The sequence below is a fragment of the Micromonospora eburnea genome, from assembly GCF_900090225.1.
Taxonomy (GTDB): Bacteria; Actinomycetota; Actinomycetes; order Mycobacteriales; family Micromonosporaceae; genus Micromonospora; species Micromonospora eburnea.
In genome coordinates this window covers 5,441,221-5,461,974 of record NZ_FMHY01000002.1, presented here as the reverse complement: position 1 = coordinate 5,461,974, position 20,754 = coordinate 5,441,221, and the positions used below count along the sequence as shown (strand labels likewise).

The following is a 20,754-nucleotide window of genomic DNA, read 5'->3' as shown; positions in this document are numbered from 1 at the left end:
CGGATGCCGCGCCGTCGGTCAGCCGAGCGGGACCTCGGTGTCGTCCACCCGTACCCGGGTCGTGACGGCGGGCAGCAGCGCGGCGTTCCGACCCGCGGGCCGCCATCTGCCCTGTTCGTCCAGGTAGCTCAGCGTGGCGTTCTTGCGGGCCACCAGCCAGCCCCGTTCGCCTGGCAGCCGTAGGGCCACCGGCAGCGTCGCGTTCGGGTCCACCTCGTCGCCGTACACCCGGATGACCGGTCCGAACCGCGGGTGGGTCGAGTCCAGCGGCTCGATGTAGACGACCGTGCGGGTGGGGTCGCCGCCGAACCGTATGTCGGCGGCGACGAACAACTCGCCCCGTCCGGTGCGGCCGTACGCCTTCCAGTCGAATCCCGTGGCCGGGCTGGCCGTCTCATGCTCCCCGCCGTTGTCGCCCTTGCCGAGGAGCATGCGCACGCTCTCCAGGTCCAGCCCGGCGCCCTGCGGGGCCACCGGGAAGAGGGCTGCTTCATCTCCCGGCCGACCGCCACCCGCTGGGGTGCGCCAGCCGAGGCCGGGATCGTTCGGTATCACCGTGGGGTCGGTCAGGTTCCCGATCCTCAGATATGTGCCCGAACCATCGCGAACCGCCACACTGTACCGGTCGCGTTGCGGCGGCACCCTGACCACGGCGGCCCCGTCAGCGAACGTAACCGGTCGCCAGTCCGTGCGCGTGACCCGGTCGGCGAGATAGGTCCGCTCCCCGGACCACTCCACGTCGTCGCCGACGTCCAGCACCACCAGCACCGACCGGTCCGGACCGGTCAGGAATGCGCGGCTGCCGAAATCGAGCGTGAAGATGTCCGCGCCGACCGGTTCCGGCCGGCCGGCGCTGTCCGTACCGATGAACCCGATGAACACGGACAACTTGCCACCGTCAACCCGCATCCGCTGCACCACGGCGGCGGCCGGGCCGGCCGGGGTGGTCCCCGCCCACGTCACGCGCGGTTGCCCGGCGGGCGAGCGGATCAGCCCTCGTAGCGGGCTGTCGTCGCGGGTCTGTTCGTAGGTGGCGAGCACCCGGTCGAGGTAGGCGCGGTCGTGGGCCAGGTCGCCCCGGGTCGGCTGATCGAGCAGGAGTTCCGGGACGTCGGCCACCTCGGCCGGCGCGGGAGCACGGCCCAACTGGACGGCTCCGGCCAGGCCGGCCAGCAGCAGTACCGCGAGCGCACCCGTCAGGACGCGCCGCCGGCGGACCCGGCGCCGGCCACCCCGCCGGGCACGGTCCACCAGATCGGCCGGCGGGTGTACCTCGTCCGCGGTCACCGCCAAGGCCCGTCGTACCGGGTCGGTTTCCAGGTCGTACGTCATCGAATCCTCCGGGTCATGGGAGAGGTGCCGGGCAGCGTGTCGCGTTCGACCCGCCCGAGGTCGGTCAGGTGCCGCAACCGGGTGAGGCCCCGCGCCGTGTGGCTCTTCACCGCGCCGACCGAGCAGCCCATGATCTGGGCGGTCTCGGCCTCGGACAGGTCGTCGAGGTAGCGCAGCACGACGGCCGCCCGCTGCCGGGGCGGCAGGGCGCGCAGCGCCCCGAGCACCACCTGCCGGGTGGCCACCTCATCGGCGTGGTCGGCGGCCAGCGGTACGGCCGCGTCGGTCAGCGTCGCCTCCGGCCGCCGGCCCCGCAGCCGCCAACGGTCGATGGCGCGGTTCACCATGATCTTTCTGGCGTAGGTGTCGGGCGCGGCGCGGGCTCGTCGCCACTTCGCGTACAGCCGTTCCAGGACCTCCTGGAGCAGATCCTCTGCGGCGTGCCGGTCTGTGGTCAGCAGGTACGCCGAGCGCAGCAGTGCGGTCGAGCGGCTACGGACGAACTCGTCGAACGGGTCGGTCGGTGCCGGGGCGTCGTCGTCTTTCATCGCGGGTACAGACGATGACGGGTGGGTTGAGGTTTACCGGGACACGAGAAAGCCGGGCCTGTCGAAGACAAGCCCGGCTTTCTCGCGTACGACGGGGGTCAGCGACCCCGGGTCTGGCGGAACGCGCCCCGCGGCGGCCGCATGTTCTTCGGGATCGCGCCCTTGGGCAGCTGCGGGCGGGCGGTGAGCGCCTTCAGCCGCTTGTCGAGGGCGTTGACGTCCTTGGGGGAGAGGGTGCGGGGCAGCCGCATCAGGGTCATCCGCAGCTTGCGGATCGACAGCTCGTCCTCGCCCTGGCCGATCACGTAGTCGTGCAGCGGGGCGGAGCCGATCACCTTGGCCAGCCGGCGCTTCTCCTGGCCGAGCAGTCCGCGTACCCGCTGCGGGTTCCCCTCGGCCAGCAGGATCACGCCGGGGCGGCCGAGCACCAGGTGCACCATGTCCATCTGTGTGGTGGAGCTGACGGCCGGGGTGACCCGCCAGTCGCCGCGCATGCTCTCCATGATCTGGGCCGCCGCGCCGGGCTGCCCCTCGGCGGCGTTCATCATTGCCGCGTTGGACCGCAGGTTGAGCACGATCAGCACGGCGAGCAGGGCGAGCAGGATGCCGATCGGCAGCCAGATCCAGCCCGAGAGAATGACCGCGACCACGGTGAGCGCGAGCGGGATCAGCACCGCCGCCGCCACCAACGGCGCGAACCAGCGGTCCTGCTTGGCGGTGAATCGGAACACCATCCCGATCTGCTTCAGCCGCTGGCCGAACGAAACCTTCTCCTGGGGCTTTGCCATGCCGCAAGTCTAGTGGTCGCCCGGCAACCGGTTGATCCGTGGCCGGCCCCACGCCGCGCGGCTGAGTACCTTACGTCGCCGCCGCGCGACTGAGGCCCCGGGTAAGGAGGCGACGCGGTCGAAGATCAGGCGACGGACCCATGCACCGGGGCCACCTTCGGGCGGAAAGTCGACCTCGACAACGAAACGAACCGTACGACAGGGGAACCGACATGTTCAGCAACAGCGCGGATCTGATGCTCGCCCTCCACCGCACCTACGCCTCCGAGCTCCGGGCCGACGCGGCCCGCGACCGGCTCGCCCGGTCGCTGCCCCGCCGCCATCCCCGGGGCTGGCTGGGGCGCCGGAACCCCGCCGCCCGTACCGTCCGGTGACCACGCTCGCCGCGCCGGCCGCCCGGCCCGCGCCCCCGCCCGGCGGCGGGGACGGGAGCGCGACGACCGCCCCGGCCGACGGGGGACCGACCGGTCGGGTCGGCCCGACGCCGCCCGGAGCCGGTGGCGCGGCCGGCCCGACCGTGGCCCGGCGCGCGGACGGCACCGGCCCGGCCGACACGGGGGCGGCCGGGCCGGCGGCAGACGGGCCGGTCGGCCGGGACGGTACGGGCACCCGTCATGGCATGCTCGACGCCGTGACCGTACGCGCCGCCAGTACCGTCCTCGTCGGCCGCCAGCAGGAGCTGGCCGGGCTGCGCGAGGCGCTCGGCCGAGCCCGCGCCGGGGAGGCCGCCACCGTCCTGGTCGGCGGTGAGGCGGGCGTCGGAAAGACCCGGCTGCTGGAGGAGTTCGGCGTCCTGGCCGACGGCGTCGGCGCGCGGGTGCTGGTCGGCCAGTGCCTGGAACTCGGCGAGGCCGGCCTGCCGTTCGCGCCGTTCGCCGCCGCGCTGCGCGAGGTGCTGCGCCACGACGGGCCGGCCGCCTTCGCCGGGTACGAGGCCGAGTTCGCCCGGCTGCTGCCGGAGCTGGCCCGGGTGCCGGCCGGCGTCGCCACGCCCGCCGGCCAGACCGCCTCGGACACCCCGCGGGGCTACCTGTTCGAGCTGGTCGCCGACCTGTTCCGGCGGATCGCCGAGGAGCGGCCGTTGGTGCTGGTCATCGAGGACCTGCACTGGGCCGACCGGTCCACCCGGGACCTGATCGGCTTCCTGGTCCGGGGCGCCCGCGCCGCGCGCCTGCTGCTGGTCTGCACCTTCCGCACCGACGAGCTGCACCGCGGTCATCCCCTACGCCCCTTCCTCGCCGAGCTGGACCGGGCGCGCGGCGTGGACCGGGTCGAGCTGGGCCGGCTGGACCGGGACGGCACCGCGGCCATCCTCACCGATTTGCTCGGCGCTGAACCGCCCGCCCGGGCCGTCGACGACGTGCACCGGCGCACCCAGGGCAACCCGTTCTTCATCGAGGAGTTGGCTGCCGCGGGCGACCCGGTGGGCTGCGCCGCCCTGCCCGAAACCCTGCGCGACCTGCTGCTGGCCCGGGTGGACCGGCTGCCCGAGACGGCCCAGCGGGTGCTGCGGATCGCCGCCGCCGGCGGCACCCGCTTCGCCCACCAACTGCTCGCCGAGGTCGCCGGCCTGCCCGAGGCCGAGCTGGAGGACGCGCTGCGCGCCGCCGTGGCCGCCCAGCTGGTGGTGGCCGACCCGGACGGCGACTACGAGTTCCGGCACGCGCTGGTCCGCGAGGCCGTCCACGACGAGCTGCTGCCCGGCGAGCACGCCCGACTGCACGCCCGGTACGCCGCCGCGATCGAGGCGCAGCCGCACCTGGTGGCCGCCGGTCGAGCCCCGGCCGAGATCGCCCACCACTGGTACGCGGCACACGACCACCCGCGCGCGCTGGTCACCGCCCGGGTGGCCGCCTGCGCCGCCGCCGACCGGTACGCGTACGCCGAGCAGAGCCGGCTGCTGGAACGGGTCCTCGAACTGTGGGAGCTGGTGCCCGACGCCGCCGACCGGCTGGGCATGGACCACCTCCGGGTGCTGGAGGAGACCCTCGACGCGGCCAGCACCGCCGGCGACCTCAGCCGGGCGCTCACCCTGACCCGGGCGGGGCTGGCCGAGGTGGACAGCGCCGCCGAGCCGCTGCGCGCCGCCCGCCTGCTGGACCAGCGGGGCCGGCTGCTGGCCCTGCTCGGCAAGAGCGATGGCGCGGCGGAGCTGGGCGAGGCGTACCGGCTGGCGGCCGGGGTGCCGGACGGGCCGGAGCGGACGGGCCTGCTCGCCGACATCGCGGCGCACCTGATGAAGGTCGATCCGAAGCAGGCCGCCTCGGTGGCGGCCGAGGCGACGGCCGGTGCCGAGGCGCTCGGCGTGGATCTGACCCTGCTGCCCACCCGGATCGCCATGCTCTGCCGTACGGACCGCACACCCGATCTCGGGCTGGCCGAGCTGCGCCGGGCCGAGGCCCGGGCTCGGGCCACCGACAACGCGCCGGCGCTGGTCAGCGCCCTGGTCTACCTCTCCGACGTGCTGTACGAGCTGGGCCGCTACCAGGAGTCGGCCGAGGCGGCCGCGGCCGGGGTGGCCGAGGCGCGCCGGGTCGGGATCAGCCGCTCGATCGGGGCGTACCTGCTGTCGAATCGGGCCGAGGCGCTGATCGCCCTGGGCCGCTGGGACGAGGCCGACGCGGCCTGCGCCGAGGCCGCCCGGATCGACCCGCCGGGCGTCTCCGGGCTGCACTGGCTCCAGCTCCGGGCCGGGCTGCGGCTGGCCCGGGCCCACCCGACCGCCGACGAGCTGGTCGGCCGGGCGCTGGCGTTCCTGGCCCGGCCGTACCTCTGGCCGAGCGGTCGGCTGCCGCTGCGCGAGCTGCGGATCGAGGCCGCCCTCGCGGCGGACGACAAGGTGGCGGCGCTCGGGGCGAGCCGGGCCGCCCTGGCCGACGAACGGCTGGCCGACCTGCCCCGGGAGGGCTGGCCGGTGCTCAGCGCCGTCGCGCGTACCGCCGCGCTGGTCGAGGACGCCGAGTTGGCCGGCGCGGTGGCCGCGATGGCCGATGCCCTGCCCGTCCGCTATCCGGCGGAGCGGGCGCACGCCGCCCAGGTCGCCGCGATCCTCGCCGGTGTCGGTTCGACTGCCGGTGTTGGCGTCGGCGGGGGTGCCGACGCGGGTGACGCTGGCCCCGGTGCCGGGGCCGGACTGTCGGCCTGGCGGGTGGTGGTGGACGCGTGGCGGGCGGCCGGGCAGCCGTACCCGCTGGGCCGGGCGCTGCTCGAACTGGCCGAGGCGGCCGCCGCGGCCGGCGAGCGGGACGTCGTGGCCGCCGCGGTCGGCGAGGCCACCGAGATCGCCACCCGGCTCGGGGCCACCCCGCTGGGCGAGCAGGCCGCCATCCTGGCCCGCCGGGTCGGGCTGCGCGTCGGTGGCCGCCCCGGACCGGACCTGCTCACCAGCCGGGAGCAGGAGGTGCTGCGCCTGGTCGCCGAGGGGCACAGCAATAGCCGGATCGCCGAACGTCTCTTCATCTCGCCGAAGACGGCCAGCGTGCACGTGTCCCGGATCATCGCCAAGCTGGACGTACGCAACCGGGTGGAGGCCGCGGCGCTGGCTCACCGCCTCGGCCTGCTCGACCGCGACCCGGTGCCGCAGCCGGACGCCCGCTGACCGTTCCCGCGCGGTGCCACGCACGGGTGGGTCAGTGCCGGGGCAGGTAGATCCGCCAGCCGTCGACGGCGACCACGTCGAGCGTGCCCCGGCGCGGGTCGAGCGGCCGGTCCAGCAGGCCCCGGTTCGGATCGAGCCGCCGGTCGAGCGTGGCGGCCAGCGGTGAGCCGACCGGTGCGACCCAGGCCGCGTCCGGGTCGGCCGCCACCACCCGCCGGTACGCCGGCCAGCGGTCGAGTCCGGGGCGCAACTCGTCGTCGACCACCGCGCAGGCCACGTTCTCGCCGCTTTCGAAGGTGAGTCGGTTGCAGGTCCAGTAGCCGCCCCGCACATGCCGTACGCCCAGCCCGTCGAGGGCGTCGACGAGCGCCCGGTGCCGGTCCGCCTCGGCTTGCACGGCCGGCACCGTACCGATCGCGTCGGCGGTGGCGGCGGTCGCCGTGCCGAGGACAGCCGCCAGCACGGCGATCGCGCCGACCCGGGCGGCCCGGCTCGCCCCGCTCGGTGCCCGGTGACGGGCCCGGCCGACATCCTCGGACTCGACGCCGGTGTCGCCCTGGCCGACGCCGCGCACGATGCCGCGTCGCGCCGCGCGCCACAGTGGCCAGAGCAGGGCGGGCGTGGCGACCGCGAGACAGGAGAGGTAACGGGCGCTCTCCACCGGCGTCCGTCCGGCCGCGCTGCTCACCGTGTACGCGAGCAGCACCGCTGCCGCCCCGGCCAGCAACGCCAGCCGTACCGCCGCCGACACGCGTCGTTCGTCGTCGCCGCTCTCGGGTTGGCCAGGTCTTGGGCGCTTACCGTCCCGTCCGAACGGCAGGTGTCCGAGATCTGCGGCGACCGCACCCGGCGGCGGGGACGCGGGCGGGGTGGCCGGGATCGGCGTTCGCAGGGCACGCCAGGCGACCGCCGTGCCGAGGAGCAGCAGGGCCGGGAAGGCGACCGCCCACCAGAGCTGCCAGTCGGCGCAGTGGCCGGGCGAGCAGAAGCCCATGCCGAGCGGCGGCCCGAGCACCAGCCCGCCGTACAGCCGCTCACCCCAGGTCGCCGCCTCCCCGCCGCTGGCGTCGAGGATCGCGGCGAGCGGGTTGCGGCCGTGCCGGAGGCTGTCCAGCAGCATCGGCGCCGCGCCGAGCAGCAGCGCGCCCGCCACGACCGGCCCCGCCCGGGCGGCGAGCTCCCGTCGCCGGCGGGCCACCAGCACCGCGCCGGTCGTGAGGACGTAGGGCAGCACCAGCGGGTCGACCCAGAGCATCAGCCCGGAGACCAGCCCCCAGGCCGCCCAGCGCGGCAGCCGCGCCCCGGCGTCGGGATCGGCGCCGATGACGCCGGGGGCCGGGCTGGCCCGGCCCGACGCCGGCCGCGCCCTCGACCGGCCGGCCCGGCCCGGCGTCGACCGGGTTGCTGATCTGCCGGCGCACAGCCCGACGGTGAGCAGGGCGAGCGCCACCCCGGCCGGGTTCAGCTCGGGATAGCCGCCGCCGGCGATGAGCTGGTTCTTCACCACCCGGTCGGAGCCGAGCGCGAGGAAGGCGACGACCAGCAGGGCGTACCAGGGTTCTCCGCCGAGCCGGCGGGTGAGCCGCCAGGACAGGACGAGGAAGAGCGCGTACAGCGCGAGGGTCGGCATCCGCAGCGCCAGCACCGACGGCCCGGCCAGCGCGAACAGCGGGGCGGCGAGGTACGCCTCCAGCGTCCCCATGTACGCCTGGCCGTAGAACCAGACCGGCAGGTGTCGTCCCTGGGCGATGTGCAGCGCGGCGAGCCCCATGGTGGCCTCGTCGCTGTTGGTCGGTGGGGCGTCGTGCCGCAGCAGCCACAGCCGGTACGCGACCCCGGCCACGATGGCGAGGGCGGCCAGCACCACGGGCAGGGGCACACGCCGCCGCCATCCGTACGCCGCAAAGCCGCACAAACCGGCACATAACGTCACGCGTTGTGTAACGGATGGGTAACGGAGGGTGTGACGACGTGGCTGGGCGTGCCGTGGTCAGGCGCCGGTCACGACGATCCCGGCCGGCTGGCACACGCCACCGGCCGAGGCGAGGGTGGGGTCAGGCGGGGGTCGGCAGGCTGCCCCGGGCCGCCAGCGCCTGCTGGTAGAGGCGTCCGGCGCGGTACGACGAGCGGACCAGTGGGCCGCTCATCACGCCGGCGAAGCCGATCTCCTCGGCCTCCTCGCGCAGCTCGACGAACTCCTCCGGCTTGACCCAGCGGGTGACCGGGTGGTGCCGGGGGGAGGGGCGCAGGTACTGCGTGATGGTGATCAGCTCGCAGCCGGCCTCGTGCAGGTCGCGCAGCGCCTGGGAGACCTCGGCCCGCTCCTCGCCCATGCCGAGGATCAGGTTGCTCTTGGTGACCAGGCCGGCGGCGCGGGCCTGGCGGATCACGTCGAGGGAGCGCTCGTAGCGGAACGCCGGGCGGATCCGCTTGAAGATCCGCGGCACGGTCTCCACGTTGTGCGCCAGCACCTCGGGCCGCGCGCCGAAGACCTCGGCGAGCTGCTCGGGGACCGCGTTGAAGTCGGGGATCAGCAGTTCGACGCCGCAGCCGGACCGCAGGGCGTGGATCTGCCGGACCGTCTCGGCGTAGAGCCAGGCGCCGCCGTCGGGCAGGTCGTCGCGGGCGACGCCGGTGATGGTGGCGTAGCGCAGGCCCATCGCGGCGACCGACTCGGCGACCCGGCGGGGCTCGTCGGCGTCGAACTCGGCCGGCTTGCCGGTGTCGATCTGGCAGAAGTCGCAGCGCCGGGTGCACTGGTCGCCACCGATGAGGAAGGTGGCCTCCCGGTCCTCCCAGCACTCGTAGATGTTGGGGCAGCCGGCCTCCTGGCAGACCGTGTGCAGCCCCTCGCGCGAGACCAGCCCACGTAGTTGCGTGTACTCCGGCCCCATCTTGGCCTTGACCTTGATCCACGGCGGCTTGCGCTCGATCGGCGTCTCGGCGTTGCGCGCCTCGATCCGCAGCAGCCGTCGCCCCTCGGGTGCCACGGTGCTGCTGCTGGCCTGCGGGGTCGTCGGCGTGGAGTGCTCGATCGTCACGAATCCGAGCCTACGCCGGACGGTGCCGGTCGATGAACGTCGGGCGACCGCCGTCACGCCGCGGACGTCGTGACGCTGAACACCCCACCGTGGGAAAAGGGTGTCACACGGCCCGGAATCGGCTGCTACCCTCGCCGACAAAGCTGCGACGGAGCCGAGTAGCGCGCCGACCCGCCAGTCAGAGAGCCGCCGGTTGCTGCGAGGCGGTCTGGCGACGGCCCGCGAAGACCCTCCCGAGCTGCGGGAAGAACGGCGTCACGCGCCCAGTAGAGCCCGCCGGCCGGCCCCCGTCACCGGGCGACGAATGAGGCTCCCGCTCCGGCGGGGGCGAAGGTGTGGTGGCACCGCGAGGAACCCGCTCGCCCACACCTCCCGGGGATCGCGTTGCGATTGATCGAGGAGGTAACCGCCGTGCAACGCATCCTGTCCTCCCAGCTCCACGCCCACATCGGCGACACCGTCCGGATCGCCGGCTGGGTGCACCGCCGCCGGCTGCTCAAGTCGGTGGCGTTCCTGATCGTCCGGGACGCCGCCGGCCTGGCCCAGGTGGTGGTCACCGACCCGACTGCCCGCGCGGCCGTGGAGAAGCTCACCGAGGAGACCGTGGTCGAGGTCACGGCCACGGTGGTCGCGAACGACAGCGCCCCCGCCGGGGTCGAGCTCACCGAGCCGACCGTACGGCCGCTCGGGCCGCCCGCCGTGCCGCCGCCGTTCGACCTGTACCGGCCGGCGCTCACCGCGACCCTGCCCACCCAGCTCGACCACGCCCCGACCGCGTTGCGCCATCCGACCCGGTCGGCCGCGCTACGGATCTCGGCGGCGGCGGTGGCCGGCTTCCGGGCCACCCTGGACGCCCACCGCTTCGTGGAGATCCACACCCCGAAGGTGGTCGCCTCGTCCACCGAGAGCGGGGCGAACGTCTTCTCGCTGGACTGGTTCGGCCGGCCGGCGTACCTGGCCCAGTCGCCACAGTTCTACAAGCAGCTCATGGTCGGGGTCTTCGAGCGGGTGTACGAGGTGGGGCCGGTGTTCCGGGCCGAACCGCACGACACCGTCCGGCACCTGGCCCAGTACACGTCGCTCGACGTCGAGCTGGGCTTCGTCGCCGACCACCGGGACGTGATGGTCGTGCTGCGGGACACCCTCGCCGGGATGGCCGGGGCGGTCGCCGACCGGGCCGGTGGCGCGCTCGCCACGCTCGGGGTGACCGTGCCCGAGGTGCCGGCGGAGATCCCCGCCGTGCACTTCACCGAGGCGCTGGCGATCGTCGGGGCGCCGGCCGACGAGCCGGACCTCGCCCCGGCGCACGAGCGGGCGCTGGGCGAGTGGGCCCACCGCGAGCACGGCTCGGACTTCCTCTTCGTCACCGGGTACCCGATGGCGAAGCGGCCCTTCTACACCCACCCCGACCCGGCGCGGCCGGCGTACGCCAACGGCTTCGACCTGCTGTTCCGGGGGATGGAGCTGGTCACCGGCGGGCAGCGGCTGCACCGGTACGAGGATTACCTGGCCGCCCTCGCCGCCCGGGGCGAACCGGTCGAGCCGTACGCCGGCTACGTCGACGCGTTCCGGCACGGCATGCCGCCGCACGGCGGGTTCGCGATCGGGCTGGAGCGCTTCGTGGCCCGGCTCACCGGCGCGGCCAACGTCCGGGAGGTGACCGCCTTCCCGCGCGACCTGCACCGGCTCACCCCCTGATCACGTGATCACGCCCCGACATCGGGGTACCCCTCGCCGACAGCGACGAGGGGTACCCGATGGGGCTGAGGAGCGGGATGCGCGAGCAGATGCGGGTGATGCTGCGGCAGGTGCTGCACGTCCGCCCGGCCGGGGCTGCCCACCGGGTCGCGCTGCGGGCCGGGATCAGCGTGCTGGTTCCGCTGCTCGCGGTGCTCGCGCTGGATCACCCCGGCTGGTCGGTGTACGCGGTCTTCGGGGCGTTCACCTCGCTCTACGGGCGCAACCACGTGCACCTGTCCCGGATGGCGATGCAGGCGAGCGCCGGGATGGCGCTGACGCTGTCGACCGTCCTCGGGGTGCTGGTCGGTTCGCTGGAGTCGCGGGCGTGGGTCGCGGTGCCGGTCACCGCGGCCGTCGCGGCGCTGGGCTCGGCGCTCGCCGCCGCGCAGGACTGGCACCCGCCGGGGCCACTGTTCCTCGTCTTCGCGTTCGGCGCGGTCGCCTCGGCCCCACGCGCGCTGCCGGACGTGCCGATCGCCGTGGTCGTGGCCGGGCTGAGCAGCCTGTTCGCGCTGCTGGTCGGAAACGTGGGCAGCGTCCTGCGGCGGCAGCGGAGCCGCCCGGCCCGGCTGGCGCACGGGTGGACGGGGGAGCCGGTGCGCTACGCCCTCGCCGTGGTGCTGGCCGGCGGCACGGTGACCGCCGTCGGGATCGGCCACCCGTACTGGGCGATGGTGGCGGCGGTCGCCCCGCTGACCGTTCAGGGGATGACCGCCCAGCTCGTCCGCGCCGCGCACCGGGTCCTCGGCACGCTGCTCGGGCTGCTGACCAGCGCGGTGCTGCTGGCACCGCACCTGTCGCCGTACGCCACCGTGCTCGTCGTGGCGGGGTTGCAGATCGTCACCGAGCTGCTGGTCGGCCGCAACTACGGCCTGGCGCTGCTGTTCATCACCCCGATGGCGCTGCTGATGGGGCAGCTCGCGGCGCCCCGGCCGGCCGGCCAGCTGCTCTTCGACCGGGGTGTGGAGACGTTGATCGGCACCGGCATCGGCGGCCTGATCGTGCTCGGCGAACCGTGGTTGCGAGCGCGGATCAGCGCTGGGCGGGGACCGCAGCGGTGACCGGGTCGCCCGCCTCTCCGCTCACCGGAGGCGCGATCGGCAGCCGCCGCTTGTGGTCGGTGGCCCGGTAGCGGGCCACCAGCGCCGCCGCCACCTCCGCCGGGACCGGCCGCCCCTCCAGGTAGTCGTCGATCTGCTCGTACGTCAGGCCGAGCGCGTCCTCGTCGAGCCTGCCCGGCGCCAGGCTCTCCAGGTCGGCGGTGGGCGCCTTGCCGACCAGGTCCGCCGGGGCGCCCAGCGCCTGCGCGATGGCGCGGACCCGGCGCTTGGTCAGCCCGGTCAGCGGCACCACGTCCGCCGCCCCGTCGCCGTGCTTGGTGAAGAAGCCGGTGACCGCCTCGGCCGCGTGGTCGGTGCCGACCACCAGGCCGCCCAGCGCCCCGGCCACCGCGTACTGGGCGATCATGCGCTGGCGGGCCTTGACGTTGCCGTGCACGAAGTCCTGCTGGGCGGCGTCGCGGAAGGTCAGCCCGGCCGCCACCAGCGTGTCCAGGGCGGCGTCGCTGGCCGGCCGCACGTCGACGGTGAGCACCCGGTCGGGCCGGATGAATTCCAGGGCGGCCTGGGCGTGGTGCTCGTCGGCCTGCACCCCGTACGGCAGGCGCATCGCCACGAAGACCGCCGGGTGGCCGGCGGCGCGGGCCCGCTCGACGGCGAGCTGGCAGAGCCGCCCGGCGGTGGTGGAGTCCACCCCGCCGCTGATGCCGAGCACCAGCGCGGTCAGCCCGGTGTCGACCAGACGGTCGGCGAGGAAGACGACCCGGCGTTCGATCTCCTCGGCGGCGTCGAACGTCGCTGCCACCTGGAGTTCGGCGGCGATCCGTTGCTGGGTCGACATCAGGTCGGTCATCGGGTCCCTTCGGGGTCAGGCGGGACCGAGCAGATCCCAGAGGTTGCCGGCGAGGTCGCGGAAGACGGCGACCCGGCCGTACGGCTCGGTGCGTGGTGGCCGCACGAACTCGACCTTCGCCTCGACCATCCGCTGGTAGGTGGCGTCGAAGTCGTCGACCTGGAGGAAGAAGCCGACCCGGCCGGCGGTCTGGTCACCCACCGCGGCCTCCTGCCGCTCCCCGTCGGCGCGGGCCAGCAGCAGCCCGGTCCCGCCGCCGGGCGGCCGGACCACCACCCAGCGCTTCGGCCGGCCGTCGTTGGTCAGGGACGGCTTGTCCTCCACCAGCTCGAAGCCGAGCACCTCGGTGAAGAACGCGATCGCCGGGTCGTACTCGGCGACGACAAGGGTGACGAGGTCGATCCGCACCCGACGAGGGTACGCGATCGGTCCGGCAGCTCGACCCGTAGCCGGCGCGGGTGGTCGGCCTGCGGCCCGTTCACCACGGGGACGATCGGCGCGCTGCCCTCCGGGGCACCACGCGGCGGATCTTCCCGCTCAGACCTGCACGAGGGTCGACAGGTGGCGCTCGACCACCGGCAGCACGTCGGCGACGGTGACCGGGCGGCCCAGCTCGGCGGTGAGCGAGGTGGTGCCGGCGTCCCGGATGCCGCACGGCACGATCCGGTCGAAGTACGTCAGGTCGCAGTCGCAGTTGATCGAGAAGCCGTGCAGGGTGACGCCCCGGGCCACCCGGATGCCGATCGCGGCGACCTTGCGGGCGGGCCCCCGGTCGTCCTCCGGCACCCAGACGCCGCTGCGCCCCTCGACCCGGCCGGCGGCCAGTCCGAACTCGGCGCAGACGTCGATCAGCAGCTGCTCGGTGCGCCGGACATACGCGACCACGTCCACCGGGTCGGGCAGCTTGACGATCGGGTAGCCGACGAGCTGCCCCGGCCCGTGCCAGGTGATCTTGCCGCCGCGGTCCACGTCGATCACGGGGGTGCCGTCCATCGGGCGGTCCCACGGCTCGGTCCGCTTGCCGGCGGTGTAGACGCTCGGGTGCTCCAGCAGCAGCACGCTGTCGCCCCGCTCGCCGGCCACCACGGCCTCGTGCAGCCGGCGCTGCTCGTCCCACGCGGCCTGGTAGTCGAGCACACCGGCGCGGATGGCGGCCAGCCCGGAAGTCGTCACGCTCACCCGCCCAGCCTAGCCCCGTGACCTCCCGGCGCGCGCCGTGAGCCTCGTCGCGTCAGGGCGGCGGGACCTTCCAGAGCCAGACGTCGTCCACCCGCTGCGGCGGACCGAGCAGGGCGGTGGCGGTGCGGTGCACGGCGTCCTCGTGGATGTCGTACTTGGCGCCGTGCACCCGGTCGGCCAGGATCACGGTCTCGACCCGCCAGTGGTGCAGGTCCGCCAGGGACTCCTCGATGCTGCCCTCGGTGATGATCGGCATCAGCCCGGTCCGTCCGGCCTGGTCCATCAGCGAGTCGAAGGTCCGCGGCACCGGCCCGATCCGGCCCCGTCCGCCCGGCCCGCCGGGGCCGAGGAAGAACCCGGCCGGGATGTGGAACTCACCCTGCCCGTGGGCCAGGGCGTACGCCTGCCAGCGTTGGCCGTCGGGAGTGACGTCGACGGCCAGCGGCAGCGGGGTGAGCACCCCGTCGGGCGAGACGTACTGTCGCCAGTGGCCGCTGGTGATGAACTCCGGGATCGGTTCCCGCACGCTGGTCAGCAGCGGGGTGGGCAGCAGCGGCAGCAGCGCGACGGCGAAGCCGAGCGCCCAGGCCCCGGTGATGGCGCGGTGCCGGGGCGGCCGGACGCGGAGCCGGTCGACGGTGTACGCGAGCAGCAGCCCGATCACCGGGGCGACCACCAGGGCCAGCCGGGAGGGCAGCGCCGCATTGATCACCGGCAGGTTGTCCAGCACCCCGAACGGGAGGATCTGGTCGCTCCGCCGGCCGTTCCACCTGGCCCGTGGCCCCCAGGACAGCACCGCGAAGACCACCGCGGTGACGCCGAGCGCGGTGAGCGTGGCCCGGAACGCCCGCTCGGCGCGCCACCAGAGCAGCGCGAAACAGGCCACCGCGAGCAGCAGCAGCGGGATGCCGAAGAACGAGTTCTCCTCGGTCGGGTTGGGGGCCAGCGAGGTGCCCAGCCCGGCCCAGCCGGCCAGGGACCGGCGCGGGTACGACCCGTACGCGGCGATGTCCTCGGAGTGGATGAGCGGGTCGAAGCCGGTGCCGTGGAAGCGCTGCGGCCCGGCGAAGTGCAGCCACAGCGGGTACGCCAGCAACACCCCGGCCACCAGCGCGGTCACCCCCAGCCCGCCGGCGAAGCTGGGCAGCGCGGCGCGGACCTCGGCCCAGCGGCTCGGGTGCAGCGCCCACAACACCAGGAAGAGGGCGACCGCCAGGGCGGTGAAGAAGAGCCCCTCGGCGGCGATCGAGAAGGCGAGCGCCACCAGCAGGCCGAGCACGATCCCGCCGCGTACCGCCCGGCCGGGGCGGCGCAGCCGGAACACGCCCCAGATCAGCAGCGGCACCAGCCAGCCGGCGGTCCAGTTCAGGTGGGAGTTGGCGTGCGAGACCATCGCCGGGCAGAAGCCGATGAACAGGGCGCCCACCCCGGCGGCCAGCCGGCTGCCCACCAGATAGCGGCTGAGCAGCCAGTACCAGGCCACCGCGGTGGCGACCAGGTTGAGGGTGAGGATCACCAGGAACGTCGCGGGCGGCCCGACCAGGTACGTCAGCGGCGCGAAGACCACCGCGTACACGGTGATCGAGGTGTTGACCGCGAGGTTCACCCCGTCGGGGACGTTGATCAGGTGGGTGAAGAACGGGTTCTCCCCGTGGGTGACCGCGTGCCCGCCGAAGGCCAACAGCCATTCGAAGAGCGCCTGGTCGCTGGAGTTGACGGTGATCGCCCGGGTGTTCGGGTCCCACCACATCCCGCTGGTGACCCAAATCGCCAGGGCCGCCGCGGCGAGCACCACGACCAGGTCGGCGCGCCGGTTCCGGGGACGGGGCGCGGGCGACGGGTCGGTGGCCAGGGACGGGGAGGTCGGCACGCAGCGGACGTTACCAACCGGATCGGGACAGGCCGGTCAGACACGAAACCTTGCCGACGTGCGGGTTGGGTGGCGCGGCCGCGCCGGCCCCACCCGGCGTACGACACATTTCGGCGCTCGTAAATATGTGAGCGGCGACCATGTCGGGTGACGAAACACGGCCGTAACGTCGCGGCAAATTCCGGGTGACCCAGTTCACATTCGTCCTCAGGAGGTCGCCGTGCGCCGCTCCTCATCCATCCTCACCCGCCTCGCCGGGGCGGCGGCCGGGATCGTGCTGGCCGCGACCACGGTGCTCGCCGTCGCCCTGCCCGCCCAGGCCGCCACGCTCACCCAGGTCACCGGCTTCGGCTCCAACCCCGGCAACCTCGCCATGTACGCGTACCGGCCGGACAACCTGCCGGCCGGCGCGCCGGCCGTGGTGCTGCTGCACGGCTGTGCCCAGAACGCCTCCGGCTACTTCGCCAACTCCGGCTGGCAGAAGTACGCCGACCTGTGGAAGTTCGCGCTGATCGTGCCGCAGCAGGCCTCGGCCAACAACTCCACCAGCTGCTTCAACTGGTTCGAGACCGGCGACACCGCACGTGGCCAGGGCGAGGCCCTGTCGATCAAGCAGATGGTCGACTACGCGAAGACGAGCTACGGCACCGACGCCGGCCGGGTGTACGTCAGCGGCCTGTCGGCCGGTGGGGCGATGAGCGCGGTCATGCTCGCCACCTATCCCGACGTCTTCGCCGCCGGCTCGGTCATCGCCGGGCTGCCCTACCGCTGCGCCACCAGCAACATCAACGCGTACACCTGCATGAACCCGGGCGTCGACAAGACCCCGGCGCAGTGGGGCGACCTGGTCCGGGCCGCGTACTCCGGTTACGCCGGCCCCCGGCCGAGGGTGGCGATCTGGCACGGGACCAGCGACTACACCGTCGCCACGGCGAACGCCACCGAGTCCCGGGACCAGTGGACCAACGTGCTCGGGGTGTCGCAGACCCCGACCAGCACCGCCTCGCTGCCCGCCGGCACCAGCCTGGAGGTGTACGGCAACGACGCGGTCCGCCTCTACCGGGTCTCCGGGATGGGCCACGGCACGCCGGTCGACCCGGGCTCGGCCGTCGACCAGTGCGGTACGGCGGCGGCGTACTTCCTGGACACCATCTGCTCGACGTACCAGGACGCGCTCTTCTTCGGTCTGGACGGCGGCGGCTCGAACCCCGGCCCGACCCCGACGGCGACCGCCTCCCCGACCACCTCGCCGAGCCCGACCACGTCCCCGAGCCCGACCGGATCCCCGTCCCCGACCACCGCGCCGGTCTGCGTCACCGCCAGCAACTACGCCCACGTGACCGCCGGCCGCGCCTACCAGTCCGGCGGCTACGCCTACGCCCTGGGCAGCAACGAGAAGATGGGCCTCTACAACACCTTCTACACCACCACCCTCAGGCAGACCGCCCCCAACCACTGGGTCATCGGCTGCTGACCAACCCGCCCGCTCCCCGTTGACCATGGAGTTGTCGCCCGGCGTGTCGGCGCGACAACTCCATGATCAACGCGCGCTCACTCGGTCAGGGCGGCGTGCAGGGCTGCCGGAAGCTGGGGATGGGTCCAGGGGAAGGCGGCCCTGGTGAGCACGCCGGGGAGGGCCCGGGCGCTGGTCAGGGCCTCGTGGGCGAAGCCGCCGAGGACGACCTTCAGGGCCAGCGCGGGAATCGGGATGATCGCCGGCCGGTGCAGCTGGCGGGCCAGTTCCCGGGTGAACTCGGCGTTGGTGACCGGGTTCGGACCCACCACGTTGACCGGGCCGGCGAGGTCGTCGCGGGCCAGCAGCAGCGCCACCGCGTCCAGCCAGTCGCGCATCGAGATCCAGGGCAGCCACTGCCGGCCGCTGCCCAGCCGCCCCGCGATGCCCAGCCGGAACGGCAGCAGCTGCGGCTTGAGCATGCCGCCGTCGCGGTGCAGCGGCAGCCCGGTACGCAGCCGCACCACCCGTACGCCGGCGTCCTCGGCCGGCCGGGTCGCGGCCTCCCAGACCCGGCAGACGTCGGCCAGGAAGCCCTCGCCCGCGGGGGAGTCCTCCTCGACCACCCGGTCACCGGTGTTGCCGTACCAGCCGACCGCGGAGGCGTTGAGCAGCACCGCGGGCCGGTCGGCGGCGGACAACCCCGCGATGGTGATCGCCAGGGTGGTGCTGGGGTCGACCCGGCTGGAGCGGATCACCCGCCGGTACTCGTCGTTCCAGCGCTTGTCGCCCACCCCGGCGCCGGCCAGGTTGACCACAGCGTCGGCGTCGGCGACCACCGCCGGGTCGAGCTGCGCGGCCGACGGGTTCCACTGCCGCTCGTCAGGGGTACGCGGCGCGCGGCGGACCAGGCGGGTGATCTGGTGCCCGTCCGCGGTGAGTCGGTGGACCAGCCGGGTGCCGAGAAAGCCGGACGCGCCGGCCATGAGGATCCGCATGCTCATATCTTCGGATACGGCCGCGGTGCCGGGGGCGTCGAGCGGCATGAGTCACTCGACGCCCCCGGTGACCGGTCAGCGTGCCGCGCCGGCCGGGCGCAGGTCGGCCAGGAGCCGTTCCACCTCGGCGAACGCCTCGGCGGGCAGCGGGCCGAGCGCGAGCGTCGCGAAGTTCTCCGCCGCCTGCGCCACCGTCCGGCAGCCGGGGATGGGCACCGTGCGCGGGCTGCGGGCCAGCAGCCAGCCCAGCGCGCCCTGGGTGAGGGTGCGCCCGTCGGCGGTCAGCGCCGCCCGGATCTCGGCGACCCGAGCGGACCACTCCGGTGTCGGCCGGCCGTCGGTGAACCACCTCAGCCACTCCGGGGCCAGCCCGCGTACGTCGTCCTTGCCGACGGCGCGGGTCGAGCCGGTGAGCAGGCCCATCGCGAGCGGGCCCCGGTTGAGGCTGGCCAGGTCGAGCGCGTCGCAGACCGCCAGCACATCGGGGTTGTCGTTGAGCACCGACTCGTCGTGCTGTACGGCGGTGCAGTGCGGTCCCGCCTCGGCGAAGGTCCGGGCCGACGACGGGTTGTCGGTGCTCCAGCCGTACGCCCGGATCTTGCCCTTGGCGACCAGGCCCTCCAGGGTGTCCACCAGGTCGAGCGCGGCGGCCGGCGACAGGTCGTTGATGTGCAACTGGTAGAGGTCGACGTGGTCGGTGCCGAGCCGGCGCAGCGACTCGTCCAAACTGGTCACCGCGAACGCCGGGCTGGCGTCGGTGCCGGTCGCGTGCCGGGTGGCCTCGTCGAAGCGGTTGCCGAACTTGGTGGCGATCACCGCGTCGTCGCGACGGCCGGCGAGGGCGCGGCCGAGGATCCGCTCGCTGTGGCCGGCGCCGTAGTTGCTGGCCGTGTCGAAGAGGGTGACGCCCAGGTCGAGCGCCTGGTGGATGGTGCGGATCGACTCGTCGTCGTCGACCTCGCCCCAGCCGAACGGCTGCCCGCCGTCGCCCCAGAGCGGACCGCCGATCGCCCAGCACCCCATGCCGATCGCGCTGACCTCGATGCCGCTGCGGCCGAGGATTCGTGTCATCGCCATGCCGTTCAGTGTTCGTTTTCGAGTGCTCTCGAAGTCAAGTGTTGGCGTCGGGGGATCGCCCAGCCCAGGAAACGGGCGAAGAGTCGCTCCGGCGACGGTCCGTCCTGCGGGTGCAGGCGGTTCAGCTGGCCGATCGCGTCGTGCAGCATCCCGCCCAGATAGACCAGCAGCGCCACCCGGTCGTCGGCGTACTCGCGGAGCAGGGTGAGCCGGGCGGTCGCGCACGGCCAGGGCGCGGCGCAGGCCCGGCAGAGCCAGAGCGGCCGGATCGGCAGGTGCGCCCCGCTCACCACCGGCCGCCGTTGGCCCGCCAGGTCTGCGCCGGGGTGAGCCAACCGACCCGCCCCACCTGCGGGTTCGCCTGGGTCGCCGCGTCCCACCACCGGCTGTTGGGCGGTGGCGCGGGCGGCTCGGTGGGGACCGGCGCGTGCCGGTCCGGGCAGGTGGTCCAGCGCAGGCCGCACGAGCACCAGCGCCGCCCGCGTCGCCAGGTCCGCCGGTGCCGGGGCGCGAGCGGCACCGGCGGCGCGTTCCGTCGCGGCCACACCCTCAGCACCCCCATCGGGTACGCCGACCAGCAGCTCGCCGCGGCCCGCCAGCTCGTCGACCAGGTTGACGGGCCAGTCCGGCTCGCCGCGTCCGACGCCACGCCATGATCCCGAGGAGTCGTCGGGCAGGCCGCACGAGCGCAGCACCCGCCGCCCCCACCGGTGCAGCAGGCACGGGTACGGGGTCCGGTCGCTGCGACACAGCGGGCCGGTCGGCCACTCTTCGGGCGCGTGCACCCGCACCGCCCGGATGGCGAGCCGGACGTCGTCCGCCGTGAGGATCCACGGCATCGGCAGCTCGCCGAGCACCTTCTCCATCGCGTCCACCGGTTGATCGACCAGTGACCGCACGCTGTTCCACCTCTCTGGTCGGGGTGCGGCACCGAGACGGGCGGGGTCGGCCGTGCGCGCGCATCGTCGACCGGAGCCCGGCACCCGCCCCGGGCCTGCTCACGAGCCCGTCGACCGCGTTGTCGCGGGCAGGGTGGCACCCGGCCGACACCGGGGGAGTGGCCGGCCGGGTGGTCCTACGGGGCGACCAGCTCCGGGTTTGCAGACCAGGAGGAGCCGGTCGAGGCGAGCCTAAGATAAGCGGTTATATAAAGCAAGGCATGGGCGGGCATCGGTTGCCATAACAAGTTGCCTCGTGCTCAAATGGCGGTGCAGACCAG

17 protein-coding genes are annotated in these 20,754 nt (G+C 74.2%); 5 read left to right on the top strand and 12 right to left on the bottom strand.

Annotated features, from left to right (window positions below; genetic code table 11):
- Positions 1 to 18: 18 nt before the first annotated feature.
- From GA0070604_RS23530 to GA0070604_RS23520, 3 genes are all read right to left on the bottom strand, one after another.
- Complete coding sequence (locus GA0070604_RS23530) at positions 19 to 1,332, bottom strand: hypothetical protein (RefSeq protein WP_091122687.1); 1,314 nt, start codon at positions 1,330 to 1,332, stop codon at positions 19 to 21.
- A complete protein-coding gene (locus tag GA0070604_RS23525) occupies positions 1,329 to 1,880 on the bottom strand; it encodes a SigE family RNA polymerase sigma factor (RefSeq protein WP_091122684.1) in 552 nt (183 codons plus the stop codon). The genes GA0070604_RS23530 and GA0070604_RS23525 overlap by 4 nt, the downstream gene beginning before the upstream one ends.
- Positions 1,881 to 1,978: 98 nt before the next feature.
- Positions 1,979 to 2,668 (bottom strand): DUF4191 domain-containing protein, encoded by a 690-nt coding sequence (locus GA0070604_RS23520; RefSeq protein ID WP_091122680.1) that lies wholly within the window; start codon positions 2,666 to 2,668, stop codon positions 1,979 to 1,981.
- Between the two features lie 212 nt (positions 2,669 to 2,880).
- Between GA0070604_RS23520 and GA0070604_RS32735 the strand changes: the two genes are divergently transcribed.
- Positions 2,881 to 3,042 (top strand): hypothetical protein, encoded by a 162-nt coding sequence (locus GA0070604_RS32735; protein ID WP_167363564.1) that lies wholly within the window; start codon positions 2,881 to 2,883, stop codon positions 3,040 to 3,042.
- Entirely contained in the window at positions 3,039 to 6,266 is a 3,228-nt protein-coding gene (locus GA0070604_RS23515) for a helix-turn-helix transcriptional regulator (RefSeq protein WP_244162059.1), read from the top strand. Before GA0070604_RS32735 ends, GA0070604_RS23515 begins: the two co-directional genes overlap by 4 nt.
- 31 nt (positions 6,267 to 6,297) lie before the next feature.
- On the opposite strand, the gene GA0070604_RS23510 is transcribed toward GA0070604_RS23515, so the two are convergent.
- Positions 6,298 to 8,199 carry a hypothetical protein gene (locus GA0070604_RS23510; protein WP_091122677.1) on the bottom strand — a complete coding sequence of 634 codons (1,902 nt, stop codon included), beginning with the start codon at positions 8,197 to 8,199 and terminating at the stop codon, positions 6,298 to 6,300.
- Positions 8,200 to 8,320: 121 nt separating this feature from the next.
- Positions 8,321 to 9,364 (bottom strand): lipoyl synthase, encoded by a 1,044-nt coding sequence (lipA, locus tag GA0070604_RS23505; protein ID WP_091122673.1) that lies wholly within the window; start codon positions 9,362 to 9,364, stop codon positions 8,321 to 8,323.
- Between the two features lie 354 nt (positions 9,365 to 9,718).
- On the opposite strand from lipA, the gene aspS reads away from it, so the two are divergent.
- Complete coding sequence (gene aspS, locus GA0070604_RS23500; RefSeq protein ID WP_091127362.1) at positions 9,719 to 11,005, top strand: aspartate--tRNA(Asn) ligase; 1,287 nt, start codon at positions 9,719 to 9,721, stop codon at positions 11,003 to 11,005.
- Positions 11,006 to 11,082: 77 nt separating this feature from the next.
- On the top strand, positions 11,083 to 12,108 hold the full coding sequence (locus GA0070604_RS23495) for an FUSC family protein (RefSeq protein ID WP_208602156.1): 1,026 nt from the start codon (positions 11,083 to 11,085) through the stop codon (positions 12,106 to 12,108).
- Here the strand turns inward: GA0070604_RS23495 and nadE are convergent.
- The 4 genes from nadE to GA0070604_RS23475 all read right to left on the bottom strand — a co-directional run bounded on the left by nadE (position 12,080) and on the right by GA0070604_RS23475 (position 16,007).
- Complete coding sequence (gene nadE / locus GA0070604_RS23490) at positions 12,080 to 12,958, bottom strand: ammonia-dependent NAD(+) synthetase (RefSeq protein ID WP_091122669.1); 879 nt, start codon at positions 12,956 to 12,958, stop codon at positions 12,080 to 12,082. The genes GA0070604_RS23495 and nadE overlap by 29 nt on opposite strands.
- Before the next feature lie 15 nt (positions 12,959 to 12,973).
- Entirely contained in the window at positions 12,974 to 13,366 is a 393-nt protein-coding gene (locus GA0070604_RS23485) for a VOC family protein (RefSeq protein ID WP_091122665.1), read from the bottom strand.
- A 129-nt stretch (positions 13,367 to 13,495) separates the two neighbouring features.
- Entirely contained in the window at positions 13,496 to 14,137 is a 642-nt protein-coding gene (lipB, locus tag GA0070604_RS23480) for a lipoyl(octanoyl) transferase LipB (protein ID WP_091122662.1), read from the bottom strand.
- Between the two features lie 52 nt (positions 14,138 to 14,189).
- Positions 14,190 to 16,007: a DUF6311 domain-containing protein gene (locus tag GA0070604_RS23475; RefSeq protein ID WP_091122658.1), complete on the bottom strand. Its 1,818-nt coding sequence runs from the start codon at positions 16,005 to 16,007 to the stop codon at positions 14,190 to 14,192.
- A 220-nt stretch (positions 16,008 to 16,227) separates the two neighbouring features.
- Between GA0070604_RS23475 and GA0070604_RS23470 the strand changes: the two genes are divergently transcribed.
- Positions 16,228 to 17,481, top strand: a complete 1,254-nt coding sequence (locus GA0070604_RS23470; protein ID WP_091122654.1) for an extracellular catalytic domain type 1 short-chain-length polyhydroxyalkanoate depolymerase — start codon at positions 16,228 to 16,230, stop codon at positions 17,479 to 17,481.
- A 77-nt stretch (positions 17,482 to 17,558) separates the two neighbouring features.
- Here the strand turns inward: GA0070604_RS23470 and GA0070604_RS23465 are convergent, their stop codons facing one another.
- From GA0070604_RS23465 to GA0070604_RS34175, 3 genes are all read right to left on the bottom strand, one after another.
- Positions 17,559 to 18,458: a TIGR01777 family oxidoreductase gene (locus tag GA0070604_RS23465; RefSeq protein WP_091127361.1), complete on the bottom strand. Its 900-nt coding sequence runs from the start codon at positions 18,456 to 18,458 to the stop codon at positions 17,559 to 17,561.
- 75 nt (positions 18,459 to 18,533) lie between these two features.
- On the bottom strand, positions 18,534 to 19,535 hold the full coding sequence (locus GA0070604_RS23460; RefSeq protein WP_091122651.1) for an aldo/keto reductase: 1,002 nt from the start codon (positions 19,533 to 19,535) through the stop codon (positions 18,534 to 18,536).
- 5 nt (positions 19,536 to 19,540) lie between these two features.
- Positions 19,541 to 20,434 (bottom strand): hypothetical protein, encoded by an 894-nt coding sequence (locus GA0070604_RS34175; RefSeq protein ID WP_341845347.1) that lies wholly within the window; start codon positions 20,432 to 20,434, stop codon positions 19,541 to 19,543.
- Between the last annotated feature and the right edge of the window lie 320 nt (positions 20,435 to 20,754).

Coding starts and splice junctions, on each gene's coding strand:
- GA0070604_RS23465 (WP_091127361.1), bottom strand. CDS start 18,458: ATGCGGATCCTCATGGCCGGCGCGTCCGGCTTTCTCGGCACCCGGCTG.
- GA0070604_RS23525 (WP_091122684.1), bottom strand. CDS start 1,880: ATGAAAGACGACGACGCCCCGGCACCGACCGACCCGTTCGACGAGTTC.
- nadE (WP_091122669.1), bottom strand. CDS start 12,958: ATGACCGACCTGATGTCGACCCAGCAACGGATCGCCGCCGAACTCCAG.
- GA0070604_RS23460 (WP_091122651.1), bottom strand. CDS start 19,535: ATGGCGATGACACGAATCCTCGGCCGCAGCGGCATCGAGGTCAGCGCG.
- GA0070604_RS32735 (WP_167363564.1), top strand. CDS start 2,881: ATGTTCAGCAACAGCGCGGATCTGATGCTCGCCCTCCACCGCACCTAC.
- GA0070604_RS23495 (WP_208602156.1), top strand. CDS start 11,083: ATGCGCGAGCAGATGCGGGTGATGCTGCGGCAGGTGCTGCACGTCCGC.
- GA0070604_RS23520 (WP_091122680.1), bottom strand. CDS start 2,668: ATGGCAAAGCCCCAGGAGAAGGTTTCGTTCGGCCAGCGGCTGAAGCAG.
- GA0070604_RS23530 (WP_091122687.1), bottom strand. CDS start 1,332: ATGACGTACGACCTGGAAACCGACCCGGTACGACGGGCCTTGGCGGTG.